Annotated in this window: 16 protein-coding genes; 3 read left to right on the forward strand and 13 right to left on the reverse strand. The window is 65.9% G+C overall.

What is annotated here, in order from left to right; all coding sequences use genetic code 11:
* Positions 1-11 precede the first annotated feature (11 nt).
* The 5 genes from A5791_RS14070 to A5791_RS14090 all read right to left on the reverse strand — a co-directional run bounded on the left by A5791_RS14070 (position 12) and on the right by A5791_RS14090 (position 5619).
* The gene (locus tag A5791_RS14070; protein ID WP_067237436.1) at positions 12-1298 is read right to left on the reverse strand and encodes a fatty acid desaturase; all 1287 of its coding nucleotides are present in this window, start codon (positions 1296-1298) and stop codon (positions 12-14) included.
* Between the two features lie 80 nt (positions 1299-1378).
* Positions 1379-2521, reverse strand: coding sequence for a ferredoxin reductase (locus A5791_RS14075; RefSeq protein ID WP_067237440.1), 1143 nt, complete (start codon positions 2519-2521; stop codon positions 1379-1381).
* A 253-nt stretch (positions 2522-2774) separates the two neighbouring features.
* The gene (locus tag A5791_RS14080) at positions 2775-3296 is read right to left on the reverse strand and encodes a hypothetical protein (RefSeq protein ID WP_156661282.1); all 522 of its coding nucleotides are present in this window, start codon (positions 3294-3296) and stop codon (positions 2775-2777) included.
* Entirely contained in the window at positions 3293-4156 is an 864-nt protein-coding gene (ppk2, locus tag A5791_RS14085) for a polyphosphate kinase 2 (protein ID WP_067237445.1), read from the reverse strand. Before ppk2 ends, A5791_RS14080 begins: the two co-directional genes overlap by 4 nt.
* 44 nt (positions 4157-4200) lie before the next feature.
* Positions 4201-5619 (reverse strand): wax ester/triacylglycerol synthase family O-acyltransferase, encoded by a 1419-nt coding sequence (locus A5791_RS14090; RefSeq protein ID WP_067237448.1) that lies wholly within the window; start codon positions 5617-5619, stop codon positions 4201-4203.
* Between the two features lie 220 nt (positions 5620-5839).
* Between A5791_RS14090 and A5791_RS14095 the strand changes: the two genes are divergently transcribed.
* The gene (locus A5791_RS14095; protein ID WP_156661273.1) at positions 5840-6364 is read left to right on the forward strand and encodes an Rv3235 family protein; all 525 of its coding nucleotides are present in this window, start codon (positions 5840-5842) and stop codon (positions 6362-6364) included.
* A 166-nt stretch (positions 6365-6530) separates the two neighbouring features.
* Here A5791_RS14095 and A5791_RS14100 read toward each other — a convergent pair whose 3' ends face one another.
* Positions 6531-7688, reverse strand: a complete 1158-nt coding sequence (locus A5791_RS14100) for a cation:proton antiporter (protein WP_067237454.1) — start codon at positions 7686-7688, stop codon at positions 6531-6533.
* Positions 7689-7692: 4 nt separating this feature from the next.
* A complete protein-coding gene (locus tag A5791_RS14105; protein WP_067237458.1) occupies positions 7693-8175 on the reverse strand; it encodes a cation:proton antiporter regulatory subunit in 483 nt (160 codons plus the stop codon).
* Between the two features lie 82 nt (positions 8176-8257).
* On the opposite strand from A5791_RS14105, the gene A5791_RS14110 reads away from it, so the two are divergent.
* Positions 8258-8722, forward strand: a complete 465-nt coding sequence (locus A5791_RS14110; protein WP_067237461.1) for an SRPBCC family protein — start codon at positions 8258-8260, stop codon at positions 8720-8722.
* Here A5791_RS14110 and mddA read toward each other — a convergent pair.
* Entirely contained in the window at positions 8719-9495 is a 777-nt protein-coding gene (mddA, locus tag A5791_RS14115) for a methanethiol S-methyltransferase (RefSeq protein WP_067237465.1), read from the reverse strand. The two genes, A5791_RS14110 and mddA, sit on opposite strands and share 4 nt — an antisense overlap.
* 173 nt (positions 9496-9668) lie before the next feature.
* On the opposite strand from mddA, the gene A5791_RS14120 reads away from it, so the two are divergent.
* Positions 9669-10088, forward strand: coding sequence for an Hsp20/alpha crystallin family protein (locus A5791_RS14120; protein ID WP_067237468.1), 420 nt, complete (start codon positions 9669-9671; stop codon positions 10086-10088).
* Between the two features lie 731 nt (positions 10089-10819).
* Here the strand turns inward: A5791_RS14120 and secA are convergent.
* From secA to lpqB, 5 genes are all read right to left on the reverse strand, one after another.
* Positions 10820-13666 (reverse strand): preprotein translocase subunit SecA, encoded by a 2847-nt coding sequence (secA, locus tag A5791_RS14125; RefSeq protein WP_067237472.1) that lies wholly within the window; start codon positions 13664-13666, stop codon positions 10820-10822.
* A 167-nt stretch (positions 13667-13833) separates the two neighbouring features.
* The gene (gene hpf / locus A5791_RS14130; protein WP_082966923.1) at positions 13834-14544 is read right to left on the reverse strand and encodes a ribosome hibernation-promoting factor, HPF/YfiA family; all 711 of its coding nucleotides are present in this window, start codon (positions 14542-14544) and stop codon (positions 13834-13836) included.
* A gap of 315 nt (positions 14545-14859) precedes the next feature.
* Positions 14860-15492, reverse strand: coding sequence for a ComF family protein (locus tag A5791_RS14135; protein ID WP_067237479.1), 633 nt, complete (start codon positions 15490-15492; stop codon positions 14860-14862).
* 116 nt (positions 15493-15608) lie between these two features.
* Positions 15609-16439 (reverse strand): hypothetical protein, encoded by an 831-nt coding sequence (locus tag A5791_RS14140; RefSeq protein ID WP_067237482.1) that lies wholly within the window; start codon positions 16437-16439, stop codon positions 15609-15611.
* A gap of 93 nt (positions 16440-16532) precedes the next feature.
* A complete protein-coding gene (gene lpqB, locus A5791_RS14145) occupies positions 16533-18284 on the reverse strand; it encodes an MtrAB system accessory lipoprotein LpqB (RefSeq protein WP_197504693.1) in 1752 nt (583 codons plus the stop codon).
* Positions 18285-18289: the final 5 nt, after the last annotated feature.

Genomic DNA, 18289 nt, shown 5'->3' on the forward strand with positions numbered 1-18289 from the left:
TCGGCGACAGACTAGGCGGCCAGATCGTCGGTGTCGGTGAGCTTTCCGGCTTCGACGCGCCTGCCCCGGCGCCAGCTTCGCACGGCGTTGATCGCGGACTTCAGTCCGCGCCGCCGGCCGGTCACCGGGTCGGTGGCCGCGAAGTCCGGCCCCAGTTCGGCGAACATCCGCTCGCTGCGGGTCTCCGGAGCGTCGTCCGCGTCGTCGCGCAAATACTTGTTCGGCAACGAAAGCTTGGCCAGAGTGCGCCAGGTCTTGCCGTACTGCACCAGGAATGATCCTGTCGTGTAAGGCAAGTCGTACTTGTCGCAGACTTCGCGTACCCGTACCGAGATTTCGGCCAGCCGGTTGCTCGGCAGATCGGGATAGAGATGGTGCTCGATTTGGTGGCACAGGTTCCCGCTCATGAAGCGCAGAGCGGGACCGGCGTCGAAGTTGGCGCTGCCCAGCATCTGGCGCAGATACCACTGGCCCTTGGTCTCGCCGATCATATCGGTCTTGGTGAATTTCTCTGCGCCGTCAGGGAAATGACCGCAGAAGATGACCGCGTTGGCCCACACGTTGCGGATCACATTGGCCGTCGCGTTGGCCGTCAAGGTGGACCGGTACGTCGCGCCCGGTGAGAGTGCGGTCAGCGCCGGGAACGCCACATAGTCCTTGACCACCTGGCGACCGGCCTTGGCCAAGAACTCGTCGATGCGCTGCCGCGCCTCCGTGTTATCCATCCGGCGCTTGAGGATCTTGCCGATCTCCACGTGCTGCAACCCGACACCCCATTCAAAGAGGAGCGCGAGCAAGGTGTTCCACATCAGATTGAAGATGTTGAAGCGCTTCCAGCGCTGGTCGCGGGTGACACGCAGCATGCCGTAGCCGACGTCGTCGTCCATGCCGAGGATGTTGGTGTACTTGTGGTGCACGAAGTTGTGGGTGTATCGCCAATGCTTGGAGGACCCACTCATATCCCACTCCCACGTCGTGGAGTGGATCTCGGGATCGTTCATCCAGTCCCACTGGCCGTGCATGACGTTGTGGCCGATCTCCATGTTCTCGATGATCTTGGCCACGCCGAGGGTCGCCGTCCCCGCCCACCAGGCCGACCGGCGTGAGCTGGCGGCCAACAGGAGCCGGCCGGCAACTTCCAGTGCGCGCTGCGCGGCGATGGTACGGCGGATGTAGCGGGAATCGCTCTCGCCGAGCGAGTCTTCAACGTCCTGGCGGATGGCATCGAGCTCAACGGCCAGGTTTTCGATGTCGGAGTCGGTCAGATGCGCGAATACGTCGACGTCTGTGATAGCCATCGTCTTGCCTCCTTACGGTTATGCAATCGGTGACCTACGCAATCGTAACCTACGATTCCGTAAGTTACCAGCCGGTAGCACTAAATATCGACGACGCAATCGCCCGACGCGGCGGACACGCAGGTCTGGATACGGGTGCCCGGTTCGTGCTCCTGGCCGGTGCGCAGGTCACGGACGTGGCCGTCGACCAAGTCGACCACACACGACTGACAGATGCCCATCCGGCAACCGAACGGCATCTGAACGCCGGCGCCCTCACCCGCGTCCATCACCGACGTCGCGGCATCGGCGGCGACGCTCCTGCCACTGCGCGCGAATGTCACCGTCCCGCCCGCGCCCGCAGGTGCGGCCCGGGACACCGCGAAGCGCTCCAGGTGCAGCCGGTCCCTGATGCCGGCCGACGCCCAGACCTTCTCGGCCTGGTTGAGCATGCCCTCCGGGCCGCAGGCCCACGTCTGGCGCTCTCGCCAGTCCGGCACCTCCACGTCCAGCCGGGACAGGTCGAGACGGCCCTCGGTGCGAGTCTCGCGCACCCGCAACCGATAGCCGGAGTAGTCGGCCTGTAATGCGGCGAGTTCGGCGGCGAACATCGCATCAGCCGCGGCGGGTGCCGAGTGTACGTGAGCAATGTCGCCAATTTGATTGTGGCGCACCAGTGTTCGCAGCATCGACATCACCGGAGTGATTCCCGAGCCGGCGGTCAGAAACAGGATCGACGACGGCGCCGGGTCGGGCAGCACGAAGTTCCCCTGCGGCGCGGCCAGCCGCACGATGGTCCCGGGCTCGACGCCGGCCACCAGGTGGGTGGACAGGAAACCCTCGGGCATCGCTTTGACAGTGATCGTCACCGTCCGGGCCGAGTCAGAGCTGGCCGGGCTCGAGGTAAGCGAATACGAACGCCAGCGCCAGCGCCCGTCGACCAGCAACCCGATCCCGATGTACTGGCCGGGCTGATAGTCGAAGCTGAAACCCCAGCCCGGTTTGATGACCAGGGTGGCCGAGTCTTCGGTCTCGCGGCGGACCTCGACGATGCGGCCGCGCAATTCGCGGGCCGACCACAGCGGATTGGCCAGATGCAGATAGTCGTCCGGCAACAACGGGGTCGTGATGCGCGCAGCGAGCTTGCGCAGCGCGTGCCAGCCCGGGTGCCGGTCGGCGCCGGCGACCGCGACGCGTTTGGTGTCGACGACATTGGCGGTGATCGGCGCGTATTTCTTGCTCATTTGGAAGGGCTCCTGCTCACGGCGCGACCTTCGGGCTTCCACTCGGGCGGGGACGGGCCGCGGGCCGGTCTATAAAAGCTACGGTACCGTAACCTACGGCACCGTATCCAGGCCGTGCGGCCCTGATTGCGTCACACCCGTTGAATCCAACACTGGCCGAGACTGCGGACAGGGCGCGGTCTCAGGGGCAAATCGCAATCTCTATGCAGGCTCGGCGCCGTGAGCGCAGGCTCGACGGACCCGGGTTCACCGGTCACAGCAGGTCGAGCAGGAAGGGCAACTCCTGGTTGGCGTACCACGCCAGGTCGTGGTCCTGAGCGTCGCCGACCACCAGCTCCGCGTCCTCATCCCCCAGGTCAGCGGCGTCGATCACGGCGATCGCCGCGGTGACGGCCGGCTCGGCGGCGGCGTTGTCGACATAGGCGGCGATGACTTTCTCGATCGCTACCGGCCCGGCCAGCCGAACGACGGCGTCGTCGAGGTCGGGCCGGTACTTGGCCCCGGATTCGCCCATGTCGACTTCGGCGGCGATCACCGCGCGTCTGGGCAGGGATTCGGCAGTCTCATCGCTGAACTCCGCTGCCAGCAGGCGCAGCGACGCCAGCGCCGCCTCCTGCAACGCGACCTCGGCGAGCTCGTCGTCGTCACCCTCGGCGTAGGACTCACGCAAAGTCGGCGTGACGGCGAACGCGGTGCCGTTCACCGGCGACAAGGAACCGTCGGCAACCAGTTGCCGCAGCATGGCCAGGGTGGCCGGGATATAGACCTGCATTATCCGATCAACGTAGCGGCGTAGTCGTCGACGTACTTGGACAACTCGCGCGGCGGGCGCTGGTAGTCGGCACTGACCACCGGCCGTCGCGGCAATTTGACCTGCGGGCGGTCCACGTCCTGGTAGTCGATGCTGGACAGCAGGTGGCGCATCATGTTCAGCCGCGCGTGTTTCTTGATATCGGATTCCACCACATACCAGGGGCTCACCGGGGTGTCGGTATGCACCATCATCTCGTCCTTGGCGCGCGAATAGTCGCCCCAGCGGTACACCGACTCCAGGTCCATCGGGCTGAGTTTCCATTGCCGCACAGGATCGTTGCGCCGCGCCTTGAACCGGCGCAGCTGCTCGTCCGGCGAGACGGAAAACCAGTACTTGCGCAATAGAATCCCGTCGTCGATCAGCATCTGCTCGAAGATCGGCGTCTGTCGCAGGAACAGCACGTATTCCTGCGCCGTACAGAAACCCATCACCTTCTCGATGCCCGCGCGGTTGTACCAGGAGCGGTCGAAGAGCACGATCTCGCCCCGGGCGGGCAGATGGGCGATGTAACGCTGGTAGTACCACTGCCCACGTTCCCGATCGGTCGGCACCGGCAACGCGGCGATCTGAGCGATGCGCGGACTGAGGTATTCGGTGATCCGTTTGATGGCGCCGCCCTTGCCCGCAGCGTCACGGCCTTCGAACAGCACCACAATACGTGCGCCGGAAAACCGCACCCACTCCTGCAATTTCACGAATTCCGTTTGCAGCTTTAACAATTCGGCTTCGTAGACGTCATTGGAGATCTTCGGTTTGACCGGCGCACCCGATTTGCGTTTCTTCGACTTCGTCGGCGCGCCGTCACTTGTCACGGTGCTCACATCAACGAATGGTAGCCCCAGACAGCAAATTTGGCCCCGGACAACTAGCGAGACGCCACCAGCAGCTCGTCCAGCGCTTGGCTCAGCAGGCCCGGCAGCAGGTCGACATCGGCCATCGCATCGCGGTCGGCGTTGATGCCGAAATACAGCATGCCGTTGTAGGACGTGACACTGATCGCCAGCGCCTGATTGTGCAGCAGCGGCGGCACCGCATAGGTCTCCAGCAGCTTGGTGCCGGCGATGTACATCTGCGACTGAGCGCCGGGGGCATTGGTGATCAACAGGTTGAACGGCTTCTTGGACAGACTGGGAAAGGTGGTGGCCACGCGAATACCCATGGCGTGCAAGGTGGGTGGCGCGAAACCCGACAGGGTGACGATGGTCCGCGCGTCGACCAGACTGGCGCCCGTCGGGTTGGATTCGGTGGCGTGCGCGATCTGCGAGAGCCGCACCACCGCATTGCCCTCCCCCACCGGCAGGTCGACGAGAAACGGCGTCACCTGGCCGATCGCCTGACCAGGGCCGGTCGAGTCAAGCTGGTCGTCCGCATACACCGACAATGGCGCCATCGCCCTGATCGTGGCGGTCGATGCCACGGTTTCGCCGCGGGACATCAGCCAGTTGCTGAGTGCGCCGGCGATCACCGCCAGCACCACGTCGTTGACATCGCAGTCGTAGCGCGCACGTACCGTCCGGTAGTCCTCGAGGCTGCCGCGGGCGACCGTGAACCGGCGGTTGCGCGAAACCTTTGCGTTGAGCGGACTGCTAGGCGCGGTACCGCGCGCCAGAGTGCGCGCGACGTCGAACACCCGGCGACCGGCGTCGACCAGTTGCCCGGAGTTTGTCGCCAGTCCGGCGATCGCGGAGCCGACGGCCTGCATCTGCGCCCCCGGACCGACTACCCAGTCGCCGATCGCGCCCAGCAGCAGCCGGGTGTTACCGGGGTCGCGCTCCGGGACCCAGATGTCCTCGGGGAACGGCGGCGGACGACGGGTGCGATCGGCGATGACGTGGCCGATCTCCAGCGCACTCATGCCGTTGATCAGCGCCTGGTGCGACTTGGTGTAGAGGGCGACGCGGTTCTTGGTCAGGCCTTCGACGAGGTACATCTCCCACAGCGGCCGTGACTTGTCGAGTGGCCGCGCGGCCAGCCGCGCAATCAGCTCGTGCAGTTGCTCTTCACTACCCGGAGACGGCAGCGCCGAGCGCCTGATGTGATAGGTGATGTCGAAATCGGGGTCGTCCATCCAGACCGGCCTGGCCATCCCGATCTTCACTTCGCGGACCTTTTGCCGGTACCGCGGTATCTGCGCCAGCCGCTGCTCCACGGTGGCCAGCAGCTTCTCGTAGCTCAGTCCGGCGCGCGGGCGACGCAAGATGGCCAGCGATCCGACGTACATCGGGGTGGCCGTGTTCTCCAGCCGATAGAAAGACGCGTCCGTCGTGGACAACCGGGTCACCATTGCGGCCCTGTCCTCCTTGTCAATCCTTGTCAGTCGGTCGCGACTACTCGGAGTTCCCGCCCACGGTAACCGCCTTCTCGGGCGCATTTCGGCGCGGGTACGCGCCGGCCGCGGTTGTGCGATGATGGCCGGCAACCGGAAAGCCGGAAACCCCGGGAAAATGCCATGTCTGCCACTCTCCAGCAGGCTCCCCGTCCAAAGATGAGTTGGAGAGTGCCCGTTGACCGTCATTCCTAACGTCAGCGCACCCCTCCGCGACGGTTTTGCCGTCGTGCCGGTGGTGGAGTACGAACCGCCGAGCCAGAGCTTGCCTGGGAACGCCCGGCAATCATCCCATGTGATCTTGCGGCGTCGCATCTCGACCGGGCCCCGCCGGGCGCCAGGCAGCCAGCCCGACGCCGTGCTTTCCGCCCCGATGCGCGAGGCGGCCGTCTTCGCCGACGCGGCCCTGCGCCGCGTGCTGGAAGTCATCGACCGTCGTCGTCCGCCGGCCCAGTTACGGCCCGTGCTGGCGCCAAGTCTCGTCGACTCCGTGCTGTCCCTCGGCCGGACCGAGCACGCAGGCGCTGCCGTCTTGCGCCGGCTGCGGCTGCAACCGGCCGGACACCCCGATCCGGCGACGGCTGCCGAGGTTTTCGGTTCTTACAGCCGCGGGAACCGGCTGCACGCCATCGCCTGCCGGGTCGAACTGGTGCGCGCCGCCAAGGTAAGCCAGTGGCTGGTGGTCGCGCTGCACATCGGCTGATGCGGCGCCCGGGCTTCGCGCGTGAAACCTGGGCTTTGCGCGTGAATCCTGGGCTTTGGTTGTGAAGCCTGGGCGGGAATCGACGCGGATTTTTGGCCCTAGAGTCACAGCCAAAGCCGTCAATTCACACTCAACGCCGTCACTTCACACTGAAGACGTGTGATGGTCAGTTCGGCGGTTCGGCCCTGATGGACACCGGATTGCCGGTGTAACGGGCCAGCACCGGACCGGCGATCGCCATGATGAAGACATACGACGTCGCCAGCGCTGCGACGCCCGGGATCGACGCGCCGACCAAGCCGATGATGATCAGGGAGAACTCACCCCTGGCCACCAGCGCGGCGCCGGCCCGCAGCTGCCCGCGCAGCGCCACGTCGTCGCGCCGGGCCGCGAACATCCCGGTGAGCACCTTGGTCGCCGTCGTCACCACGGCCAACGCCAGCGCCACCGGAAGCATCGGAATCAGCTCTTTGGGATCGACCGCCAGTCCGATCGCCAGGAAGAAGATCGCGGCGAACAAGTCCCGCAGCGGCCCCAGCACTTTGCGCGCGCGGTTGGCCGTCTCGCCGGTCAGGGTGAGGCCGACCAAGAACGCCCCGACCGCCGCCGACGCGTGCAGAACCTCGGCCAAGGCGGCGACCATCAGCGTGATGCCCAGCACCCGCAGCAACAGCTGCTCGGAGTCGGGGTGCGCCACCAGCCGGCCGACGTGATGGCCCCAGTGGAACGACGCGGCGAACGCGGCGAGCAGAGCGCCCACCGCGGCCAGCATCCCACCCACGGCGTCGAGCCAGCTGCCGCCCGATGCCAGAACCGCGAACAGGGGAAGGTAGGCCGCCATCGCGAAGTCCTCGAGCACCAGCACCGACAGCACCGCCGGCGTTTCCCGGTTGCCGAGCCGGCGCAGGTCCTCGAGCAGACGCGCGACGACGCCCGATGAGGAGATGTAGGTAACCCCGGCCACGGCGAGAATCGCGACACCGTTCAACCCCAGCAGCCAGCCGGCGACCGCGCCGGGTGTGGCATTGAGGACGATGTCGACTCCGGCCGACGGCAGGTGGTGCCGAAGGCTGCTGGCGAATTCGGTGGCAGAGAACTCCAGACCCAGGGTGAGCAGCAGCAGCACGATGCCGATGGGCGCGCCGGTGGTGACGAACTCACCGGCGGCGGCCACCGGCAGGATGCCGCCCTTTCCGAGCGAAAGACCCGCCAGCAGATACACGGGTATCGGCGAAAGCGCGAATCTTCGCGCCAGCCCGCCTAATACGGCGAGCGTGGTCAGGAGGGCGCCGAGTTGGAACAGCAGCGCCCCCGAGACTTGCACCGTTTCAGCCCTTGTCGACGATCTGCTCGACTCCGGCGATGCCTTTTTCGGTGCCAATGACTATCAGTACATCGCGGGCGCGCAGGATTTCGGCTGGGCCGGGCGAGGCGAGCACGTCCTCCTCGCGCACGATGGCCACGATCGAGGAGCCGGTGCGGGTACGCGCGTGGGTGTCGCCCAACGGGCGGTCCACGAAGGGACTGCCCGGCAGGATGTGGACCTGACCCGCTTCCAGCCCGGGCACTTCGCGGGTCAATTCGGTGAACCGCTCGGCGATCCGCGGTGCGCCCAGGATCTGGGCCACGGTGTCGGCCTCCTCGTCGGTGAGCTGGAATACCGGTCGGGCCTGGTCCGGGTCATCGCGGCTATACAGGACGATGTCGAATTCGCCGCCGCGCCGGGCGATGATGCCGATCCGCTCACCCTGATGGCTGGTGAACTCATAGCGAAGGCCGACGCCGGGCAGCAGCACCTCCTTGACATCCATAGAACAATCCTTGACGAAATGCCGTCGGGATAGAAGCGCTACCGGCCAACCTCATATTTGCCGGCGCGGCGATAATCGTCGGATGGACGGGAACACAGTCAGCGTCGAGCGCGTCATCAACGCATCGCCCGACAAGATCTTCGCTCTATTGGCCGACGCGGGCAAACACGCGAGCTTCGACGGTTCGGAGTCGGTGAATCACGCCATGCAGGAATCGGTCCCACTGACGAAGGGATCGAAATTCGGCATGGCGATGCGCGGGCGTAAGGAGACGCTGTTCATCCCGTACCGGACCACCAACACAGTCATCGAGTACGAGCCGGATCGCCGGATCGCATGGCAGACAACCTCGCTGGGTGGCCTGGTCGGCGGACGCATCTGGCGTTACGAGCTGACTCCAGCAGACGGCGGCACACTGGTGCGCGAGACGTGGGATGTGTCCCAAGACAAGCAGAAGAAGCTGATCACGAGTGGTTCAATGGCCAAGCTGACCGAGGAAGGCATGCGCGCCACGCTCGAGCGGATCGCGCGACTGGTCGAGGGTTAGCCCGAAGCCTCCGCCGGCTCAACGGTTTCGGCGGCAACCTCGCTGTGCCGGTGGGGAATCGGCAACAGCATCGGCACCTGGCGGCGGTAGTCACGGTATTGGTCGCCCAGGTTCGCCACCAGGTCACGCTCTTCCAGCTGCACGGCGATCAGAATGTAGCCCGTGGTGGCGACCGCGAAAAGTAGGTGCCCCGCCGTCATCGTGGGTGTCGCCCAGAAGGCAATGCAGAACCCGAGCATGAGCGGATGGCGTACCAACCGGTAGAGGAACTGGACGCGAAAACCGATGTCGGTATACGGCTTTCCGCGCCACGCCAGATACACCTGCCGAAGACCGAACAGGTCGAAGTGATTGACCATGAACGACGACGCGAAGACCGTCGCCCAGCCCAGCCAGAACAGCGCCCACATAGCCAGGCGGGCGGCGGGCTGCCGCACATCCCAGATGACAGACGGCAGGGTGTGCCATTGCCAATACAGCAGCAGCAGTACGGCGCTCGAAAGCAACACGTAGGTGCTGCGCTCGATCGACTGCGGCACGATCCGCGTCCACCAGCGCTTGAACCCTGGCCGCGCCATGACGCTGTGCTGGACCGCGAACAACCCCAGCAACAGCACGTTGACCGCCAGCGCTTCGCCTACCGGGGCGGCGATGCCGTGGTCGACAGTGCGGGGCACGACGATCGCGCCGACGAAACCGACGGCATACAGGAAAGCAACCACGAAAGCCAGGTAGCACACGGCTCCGTAACCGATTGTCAAGAAACGCTTCATGGCCCGATTGTCCTCCGCGCAGTCGTTTATCCCATGGGGCTTTCGCCCCATGTTTCAAACGGGCTAGCGCGGACGAAGGTTCAACGCGAACGGCGGTCAACCGGAAATATATCGGCTTCGACATAGGTTATCTATGACGTAACACACAGAACTACTCCGAGTTAGCACAGGAGGTGATGACCATGCTGACGTTTGACCCATTCCTCCGTGACATCGACCGTCTGACCCAGCAGCTATGGGGCACCGCCAACGGTACTGCGGCGACAGACGCCTGGCGTGAGGGCGACAAGCTGGTTGTCGAGATCGACCTGCCTGGCGTCCAGGCTGACTCGCTGGATGTCAGCGTCGATCACGACGTGTTGACCGTGCGCGCCGAGCGCCCGGAAGTAACCGACGGCCGCGAGTGGTTGGCCGCCGAACGCCCGCGCGGTGCGTTCACCCGGCGGCTGTACCTGGGCCAGAGCCTGGATACCGAACAGGTCAGCGCCGACTACACCGACGGCGTGTTGCGGATAACCATCCCCGTGGCAGCGGCGGCCAAGCCGCGCAAGGTCGCCATTGCGACCGGCGCACAGCAGGCCATCAATGCCTGATACGACGCCTTATACGGCCAAGGGCGGGCCGCGCCAAGCTTTGGCGCGGCCCGCCTTTTTCAGTGTTTTCAGTAGTGACATTCATGCGGTCCACGTAGATGGCCACGACAAGTGGCGGTGCGCTGATGAGTCTCAGTCAAGCGCTGACAATGCGTCGCAATATTCGTGGACGGCATGACAGCCATCGGATCTACGCGTTGTTCATTCTTGCTGGTTCTCTCAAACCACCCCCTTCGTACGTACGGAACGAGTGCTGGCACTGTGCGTGTCACTTCGACTCGGAGGTGAACGCTGCCGCGGCCACACCGCGCCGCTCGGGCGTCGGACCGGGAGTTCAGCGTCAAGAGTCGCCCATGCGGTCGGCCTGGCCGTCGTCGTCACGCTGATGCGCGCCCGGCTCCCAAAACGCCGGCGCGCCAGCAGCTCACGAGTGACTTGCTGAGCCGGTTCGCTCGGGCGCCGTAGGCGGATCCATTCGGCCTCCACGATCGCCGACGCCTCGATGACCGCCGGGCAAACCGGCTCAACCGCACCCGGAGAGTCAAGACCAATCAACATCACATCCACCTCAGCTCGCGAGATGACCTGCACCTGTCGATATATATTTCTGATACCAGAACACTCAGATCATTTCAAGTGTCCACGGCATCGAATTACGGCGAATGCGCCTGTGGCTAGCCATGATTGCCCGGGTTCTCACTCGCGCCATACAGGCGCTCGCCGTCGCCGGGCTAACGCTTCTTCACCGATTTCGGCGGCTTGGGGCCGCGACCTTGTTGCCGGGCGGCCGCGCGCCGCTCCCGACGACTTCCCCCGGCGGGCACCCCGGCCGGCGTCTTGCCGCCGCCGTTGTTGCGCTGCACCGCCGCCGAACCGTCCTCCGAGGGTCCGGTATAGGTCAGCGCGGGCGACTCGTTGTCAATACCCTTGGCGCGCAAGGTGCTCGGAGCCTCTTCGCGAGCCGCGGCAGGGGCGGCGCTCTTGCCGTCGGGCTGTGCCGAGCCAGCGGCGGCGGCTGTCGCGAATTCCTTGAGCTCTTCCGGTTCCTCGACCGGGCCCACCTGCGGAGGCGGGACCGTCTCGACGGTGACGTTGAACAAGAAGCCGACCGACTCTTCTTTCATGCCGTCGAGCATGGCCATGAACATGTCGTAGCCCTCGCGCTGGTACTCCACCAGCGGATCGCGCTGCGCCATCGCGCGCAGGCCGATGCCCTCCTTGAGGTAGTCCATCTCGTAGAGGTGCTCACGCCATTTGCGGTCGATGACGTTGAGCAGCACGTTGCGTTCCAGTTGCCGCATCGCGCCCTCGCCGGCCATTTCCTCGAGCTCGGCTTCCCTTGCGGCATAAGCGCGTTCGGCGTCTTCGAGCAGCGCGTCCAGCAACTCCTCGCGGGTGAGGTCGTCCCGCTCGGAGTCGTCGTCACGACGCGTCAGGCTCTCGTGCTCTATCCCGACCGGATACAGCGTCTTGAGTGCCTCCCAGAGTTTCGCCAGGTCCCAGTCTTCGGCGTAGCCCTCGGCGGTCGCGCCGTCGACGTAGGCGGTGACGACGTCGCGGACCATGTCGAGTGCCTGCTCTTTGAGGTTCTCGCCTTCGAGGATGCGGCGGCGCTCGGCGTAGATCACCTTGCGCTGCTGGTTCATCACCTCGTCGTATTTGAGGACGTTCTTGCGGACCTCGAAGTTCTGCTGCTCCACCTGGGTCTGCGCGCTCTTGATGGCCCGGGTGACCATCTTGGCTTCGATCGGCACGTCGTCGGGCAGGTTCAGCCGGGTCAGCAGGGTTTCGAGGGCGGCCCCGTTGAACCGGCGCATGAGCTCGTCGCCCAACGACAGGTAGAACCGCGACTCGCCCGGGTCGCCCTGCCGGCCGGAGCGGCCGCGCAGCTGGTTGTCGATGCGCCGCGACTCGTGCCGCTCGGTGCCCAGCACGTACAGCCCGCCGGCCTCGATCACTTCCTTGGCCTCTTCGCCGGCCTCTTCCTTGACCTGGGGCAGCTCCTCGTGCCACGCCGCGTCGTACTCCTCCGGGGTCTCCACCGGATCGAGTCCCCGCTCGCGCAGCCGCAGGTCGGTGAGGAAGTCGACGTTGCCGCCCAGCACGATGTCGGTACCGCGGCCGGCCATGTTGGTGGCGACGGTGATGCCGCCGCGGCGGCCCGCGACGGCGATGATGCCCGCCTCCTGCTCGTGATATTTGGCGTTGAGCACGTTGTGCGGGATGCGCCGCTTCTGGAATTGGCGCGACAGGTACTCCGAGCGCTCCACACTCGTCGTGCCGATCAGCACCGGCTGGCCTTTTTCGAACCGCTCGGCGACGTCGTCGACCACCGCGATGTATTTGGCTTCCTCGGTCTTGTAGATGAGGTCGGACTGGTCGGTGCGGATCATCGGCTTGTTGGTCGGGATGCTGACCACGCCGAGCTTGTAGATCTCGTGCAGCTCGGCGGCCTCGGTCTGGGCGGTGCCCGTCATGCCGGCGAGCTTGTCGTAGAGCCGGAAGTAGTTCTGCAGCGTGATGGTGGCCAGCGTCTGGTTCTCGGCCTTGATCTCGACGTGCTCCTTGGCCTCGATGGCCTGATGCATGCCTTCGTTGTAGCGGCGCCCGATCAGCACGCGACCGGTGAACTCGTCGACGATCAGCACCTCGCCGTCGCGGACGATGTAGTCCTTGTCGCGGCTGAACAGCTCCTTGGCTTTCAGCGCGTTGTTGAGGTAACTGACCAGCGGGGAGTTGGCGGCCTCGTAGAGGTTGTCGATGCCGAGCTGGTCCTCGACGAACTCCACCCCTTTCTCGTGCACCCCGACAGTGCGTTTGCGCAGGTCGACTTCGTAGTGGAGGTCCTTTTCCATCAGCGGCGCCAGTCGGGCGAACTCGGTGTACCAGTTGGAGGCGCCGTCGGCGGGACCCGAGATGATCAGCGGGGTACGGGCCTCGTCGATCAGGATGGAGTCGACCTCGTCGACGATCGCGTAGGTATGACCGCGCTGCACCAGCTCCTCGAGCGAGTGCGCCATGTTGTCACGCAGATAGTCGAAGCCGAACTCGTTGTTGGTGCCGTAGGTGATGTCGGCGTTGTAGGCCACCCGGCGCTCGTCGGGGTTCATGTTGGCCAGGATCACCCCGACCTGCAGCCCGAGGAAGCGGTGCACCCGGCCCATCCACTCGCTGTCGCGCTTGGCCAGGTAGTCGTTGACGGTGACGATGTGTACGCCCTTGCCGGCCAGGGCGTTGAGGTAGGCGGGCAACACGCAGGTCAGGGTCTTGCCCTCACCGGTCTTCATTTCGGCGACGTTGCCCAGGTGCAGCGCGGCGGCACCCATCACCTGCACGTCGAATGGACGCTGGTCGAGCACCCGCCAGGCGGCCTCCCGAGCGACGGCGAACGCTTCGGGCAGCAGATCGTCGAGGTCCTCGCCCTCTTCCAGACGCTTCTTGAACTCGTCGGTCTTGGCCCTCAGCTCGGCATCGGTGAGCTTTTCGACGTCGTCCGACAACGTGTTGACGTAGTCGGCCACCTTCTTGAGGCGCTTGACCATGCGACCTTCACCAAGGCGCAGCAACTTCGACAGCACGGTGTTGTCCCCTTTTGTCGGGATGTTCCCTGTGGGATGTTCCCCTTTTGGCAGGAGTCTTCTTCGACAGGCGACTCCATCGTAGGTGACGAGCCGGTGCTGACCGTCCGCAAGGCGATCGCGAGCGCGGCCGTGCGCGCGCAACGGGTCGCCGCCCGAAGACCCCGTCAGGCGAGCCTGATCAGGCCGTAATCGTAGGCGTGCCGACGGTAGACCACCGACGGCCGTTCAGTCTCCTTGTCATAGAACAAGAAGAAGTCGTGCCCGACCAGCTCCATCTCGTAGAGCGCATCGTCGACCGACATCGGCTTGGCCTGGTGCTCCTTGACCCGGACGATGCGGCCAGGCTCATGATCGGTGTCGGCTTTGAGTTCCTCACCGTCGTGTTCCGGTGGCTCGACGGCCTTCTTCTTGCGTGGCTTGGGGGTCTGCGCGGTCGCGGGCACTACGGCGGTGGCCGCGGCCAATGAAACCGGGGTCTTGTCCCCGTAGTGCACTTTGCGCCGATCCTTGACGCGGCGCAGGCGGTTCTCCAGTTTGGCGACCGCGCCCTCGAATGCGGCATAGAAGCTGTCGGCGCACGCCTCCCCCCGGACTACCGGCCCGCGGCCGCGAGCGGTGATCTCCACGTGCTGACAGGACTTGCGCTGGCGTCGGTTGCGTTCGTGATCGAGTTCGACGTCGAACAAGTAGATGGTCCGGTCGAACCGTTCCAGGCGAGCGAGTTTCTGCGAGACGTAAATGCGGTAATGGTCGGGGATCTCGACGTTGCGGCCTTTGACGACGACTTCGGCATGCGCCGCCGGTTCGGCCTGTTCGTCGGTGTCGGCTGGCAGTTGGTCCAGGGCCCGACTGGAATCCACGGTTAGCCTTGACATACGTGACAACTCGTTTCTCTTTTCGCGTCACACGCGCCCTGCGTGCCGGCATTTCTGAACGCGCCGACGGGGTTGGAGCGGTTCCTAATCGGTTGCCGCCGCAGGCTGCCCGCCGGGGCAAGGTGTCGAATACTCACCCCCTTCCCGTGGTGGCGTTTCAACCTGGGAAATCTCGACCATGAGTCTTCCGGTAAGCCAAGAACGTTGTTCTCGACGTTAGCTCGTGTTAGCCCCGGCGTGCCACCAATTTGGGTGAGCTGTTGCGAGTTCTTCACGTCTTCATGGGATCTTCATCGGTTCGGCACACCAGCTGCCTCACGCCGCCGCGAGGGTCAGAACGGCGCTCACGTGGACCCCGGCTGCACGCAGCACCCGGACGGATTCGCGAGCCGTCGCACCGGTCGTGACGACATCGTCGACGACCATCACTTCGGTGCGCGGCGGCCGGCCCCGCAGCCGCACCCGACCCGCGATATTGCGTTCCCGGGCCGAGGTGCCAAGGCCGACCGAGTCACGTGCCATCGCCCTCATTCGCAGTGCGTCTGCGACGGCGATATCCGGGTGCCCCGCGACCGCAGCCGCCGCCATTCGGGCGACGGGGTCACCTCCGCGCCGGCGGGCCGCCGAGCGCCGCGTCGGCGCGGGCACGATGCTCAGCGGCGTGTCGACCAGGCCCCACGACAGCAGCCGGTGGACACCCACCGCCAGCGCGCATGCCAGCGGCTTGGCCAGGTCGGCGCGGCCGTGCTCCTTCAGTGCCAGGACCGCCTGGCGGCGGGCGCCGGCGTAGCGGCCGAGCGCGAACACCGGCACCTGCGGGTCGATGCGCGGGCTCAGCACATGCGGCTGGTCGGCTTTGACGTCGAGCTCGGCCGCGCAGGCATCGCACCAACGTGTCGACGGCGCCCCGCAGCCGCCGCATTCCAGCGGCAGGATCAGATCGAGCACACCGCAAGTGTGCTGGCCGGGTCTGACACGCTCAGCCGGTCGGCGAGCGTGTTCTCACGGCGAGCTTTCGCCCGATTTTTCGCACTGGGTACACGTTCGGCGCGAACAGCGGCCGTTTAGTCCGAGCTTTTGAATACCGATGGCCAGGCGAAGCTGAGCGCGCCCTGACTCAGCCGGCTGATGAGGTCTTCGAGGTACTTCAGCGGCAACTCCATCCGCCACTCCGGCAGCAGACCCGTCAACTGCAGGGAATCCACGCCCACGCTGACGCCGGTGACCAGCAACCCGTGCGGCAGCTCGGGTAGCGGCACACGGTAGGCGGGCATCCGGGCCGGCAACGTCCAACGCCGTTGCCCGGTGACCAACGCGCGCGGGCGCAGCCACAAGGTCTTACCCACCACGTCCACGTCGACGTCCAGACCTCCCCAGCCGGGCCGACGGGCCCACCGCAGCCGGGCGTTCCCGTCCTCGCACAGCTCTCCGCGCAACTGCGGCGTCGCCCGGCGCAGCACATCGTCGAAAATGTGCGACGACACCGCCGTCGACAGCTCCGCCGGGGCGGCCACCACCAGCGGCGGCATGCCCGGACGGATGTGCAGGTTGTGCAAGACCGCATCGGCGGTCTTCAGGTGGTTGCGGTCCCACCGGACGTCGCGGGCCGCCAGCCGCACGTCACCGAGCTGGCCGACCGTCAAACCCTGCGGATCCAGGGCCGAATCCAGCTCGGTGACGGTCAGCACAACGTCCTGGTCCCCGATCCGGACCGTCACTTCCTTGCCGACGAGCAGTTGCTGCAGCGTGAGGAACAAGGTCCGGTAGGGCATCGCGGCGGCCTGGGCAGCACTCGCCGTGACCGACGGCAGCCCGCTTGAGGACCACAACGAGCCCAGCATCTCCAGCGCGCCGAAGGGGTCCTCCCAACGCAGGCGGGGAACTCTCGGCGACATCGGCAATGCTTTCTCTAGGCCACCTTCCTGCCGAGAGTAACCGGTAGGGTCGCCTCGCCGATACGACTCGATCGGCCAATACGAAACGCCAGCTCAGCCGGGTAATACCGGGGCCGCGCCCGGCGCCATCAGCCCGGGCACCTCCAGCCAGCCCTGCTGGCTTTCGGCAACCGAGGCCGAATACTGCAGCACTCCTTGCGGCGCTCCGACGTAGACCGTCGACGGGTTGGCCGCAATCGAGAACAGCGGAATCGCCAACCCGCGGGCCGGCGCATCGGAGTTCACCCCGTCGAGGTTCACGTACGACACCGGGTGCGTGGCATCGTTGCGGGTCACCACGATGTCGTCGCCGGTTCGCCAGTACAGCGACACCACCGAGGCTCCCAACCCGAAGCCCAGCCGGCGCGGATAGGTCAGCGCGAACTGGCCGGCCTGCGTCTGCTCGACGCCCGCCAGGATCACCTGCCCGCCGATCACCATCGCGGCGCGAGTCCCGTCCCGGGATAGCTGCAGATCGGTGATCGGCCCCGGGAATCGGCTGGCCACCGCGGCGGAATCGACCGGGATACGCGCGGGTTGTCCCGACGCCGGCTCCGGGATCGCCCGCAGCACATTGTTGGAGTCGACCACCACCCAGACCGCGTCGTCCAGCGCCCAGCTGGGGCGCGACAAGCTGTGTCCGTCGGCGGACTGGACCGCCTCGCCGCCGAGGTCTCCGATCCACAGCGATGCGGCCATGTCCGGGGCGCCGCGTCGCAACGTCACCACCGACGCCACCTGGCGCCCATTGCGCGACAGAGCAGCACCGGTCTGGTCGCCCATGCGTCCGAAGGCTCCGGGCAGCGGAGTGACGCGTTGTGCGTCCACCCCGACCAATGATCCGTTCACCAGCGCGTGCAAGCCCGCGCCGGCGCCGTCGGCCACGCCCGGGTCGGTCGCGGCGACGTCGGACGTGTTCCAGCCCTCGGCAAACCTGTCGTCCAGCGGAGCGCCGTCGGCATTGATCACGTACGGCCCCCGGATGTCGGCCCGCGCCAGGGTCCAAATGATCTGCGCGGCAAGCAATTGCCTACTGTGCGGATCGGTGGTGGTCAGTTTCTCCAGATCGATGCGCGCCCCGCCGTAGCCGCTGCCGATGCCGTTCTTGCCGCCGTCGGCCCGGGTCACCGGTCCGCGCAGCCGCAGCGGCGGGGCCAGCAGGTTGCGCACCGTGTGCGCCATCTCAGGGCGCGGCCCCGCCAGCAGTTTGGAGACGAGCTCGGTGGCCAGCTGGTCATGATCGGACACCGCGACATAGCGCGGGTCGGGAACCACGGTCTTGCCGGTGGGGTCGGCGAAGTACAACGTGTTGCGTTTGTAGGTCGCCTGGAACTGTTGCCAGTCCAGGAAGACCCCGTTGGGCAGACGGTCGATTCGCCAGCCACCCGACGTCTTGACCAATTCGATCTGACCCGGGTCGGGCAGCACGCCCTCGGCGGTTTCGAACACCCCCACATCGGACAGCGAACCCAGGATGTCCGCCCGCATCGTCGCCGAAACACGTTCGGCGGCACGGGTTTCGACGAACACCACATGGTCGATCAGCAGTGCGCTACCAGCGTCGTCCCAAGCGTTGGACGCCGACTGGGTGAGGAACTGCCGCGCCGCCAGATGCCGGTTGGCGGGGTCGGCGGTGGCCTTGAGGAACTCGCGCAGCAGCACGTCTGGATCCATGCCCGGGGTGGGCTTGGGCAGATTCGACGGCGCCGGTCGCTCGATGGTGCCGATGGCTTGCGGGGCCGACGAACTGGGCACTCCCGCGCAGCCGGCGAGCAGGACGGCCGCGCACGCCAGCCGCAGCATCATCAAGA

Source organism: Mycobacterium sp. 852002-51163_SCH5372311 (genome assembly GCF_001667115.1).
Lineage (GTDB): Bacteria > Actinomycetota > Actinomycetes > Mycobacteriales > Mycobacteriaceae > Mycobacterium.

Coding starts and splice junctions, on each gene's coding strand:
- hpf (WP_082966923.1), bottom strand. CDS start 14,544: ATGTCAAGGCTAACCGTGGATTCCAGTCGGGCCCTGGACCAACTGCCA.
- A5791_RS14105 (WP_067237458.1), bottom strand. CDS start 8,175: ATGGATGTCAAGGAGGTGCTGCTGCCCGGCGTCGGCCTTCGCTATGAG.
- lpqB (WP_197504693.1), bottom strand. CDS start 18,284: ATGATGCTGCGGCTGGCGTGCGCGGCCGTCCTGCTCGCCGGCTGCGCG.
- mddA (WP_067237465.1), bottom strand. CDS start 9,495: ATGAAGCGTTTCTTGACAATCGGTTACGGAGCCGTGTGCTACCTGGCT.
- A5791_RS14075 (WP_067237440.1), bottom strand. CDS start 2,521: ATGAGCAAGAAATACGCGCCGATCACCGCCAATGTCGTCGACACCAAA.
- A5791_RS14070 (WP_067237436.1), bottom strand. CDS start 1,298: ATGGCTATCACAGACGTCGACGTATTCGCGCATCTGACCGACTCCGAC.
- A5791_RS14140 (WP_067237482.1), bottom strand. CDS start 16,439: ATGTCGCCGAGAGTTCCCCGCCTGCGTTGGGAGGACCCCTTCGGCGCG.
- A5791_RS14090 (WP_067237448.1), bottom strand. CDS start 5,619: ATGGTGACCCGGTTGTCCACGACGGACGCGTCTTTCTATCGGCTGGAG.
- A5791_RS14110 (WP_067237461.1), top strand. CDS start 8,258: ATGGACGGGAACACAGTCAGCGTCGAGCGCGTCATCAACGCATCGCCC.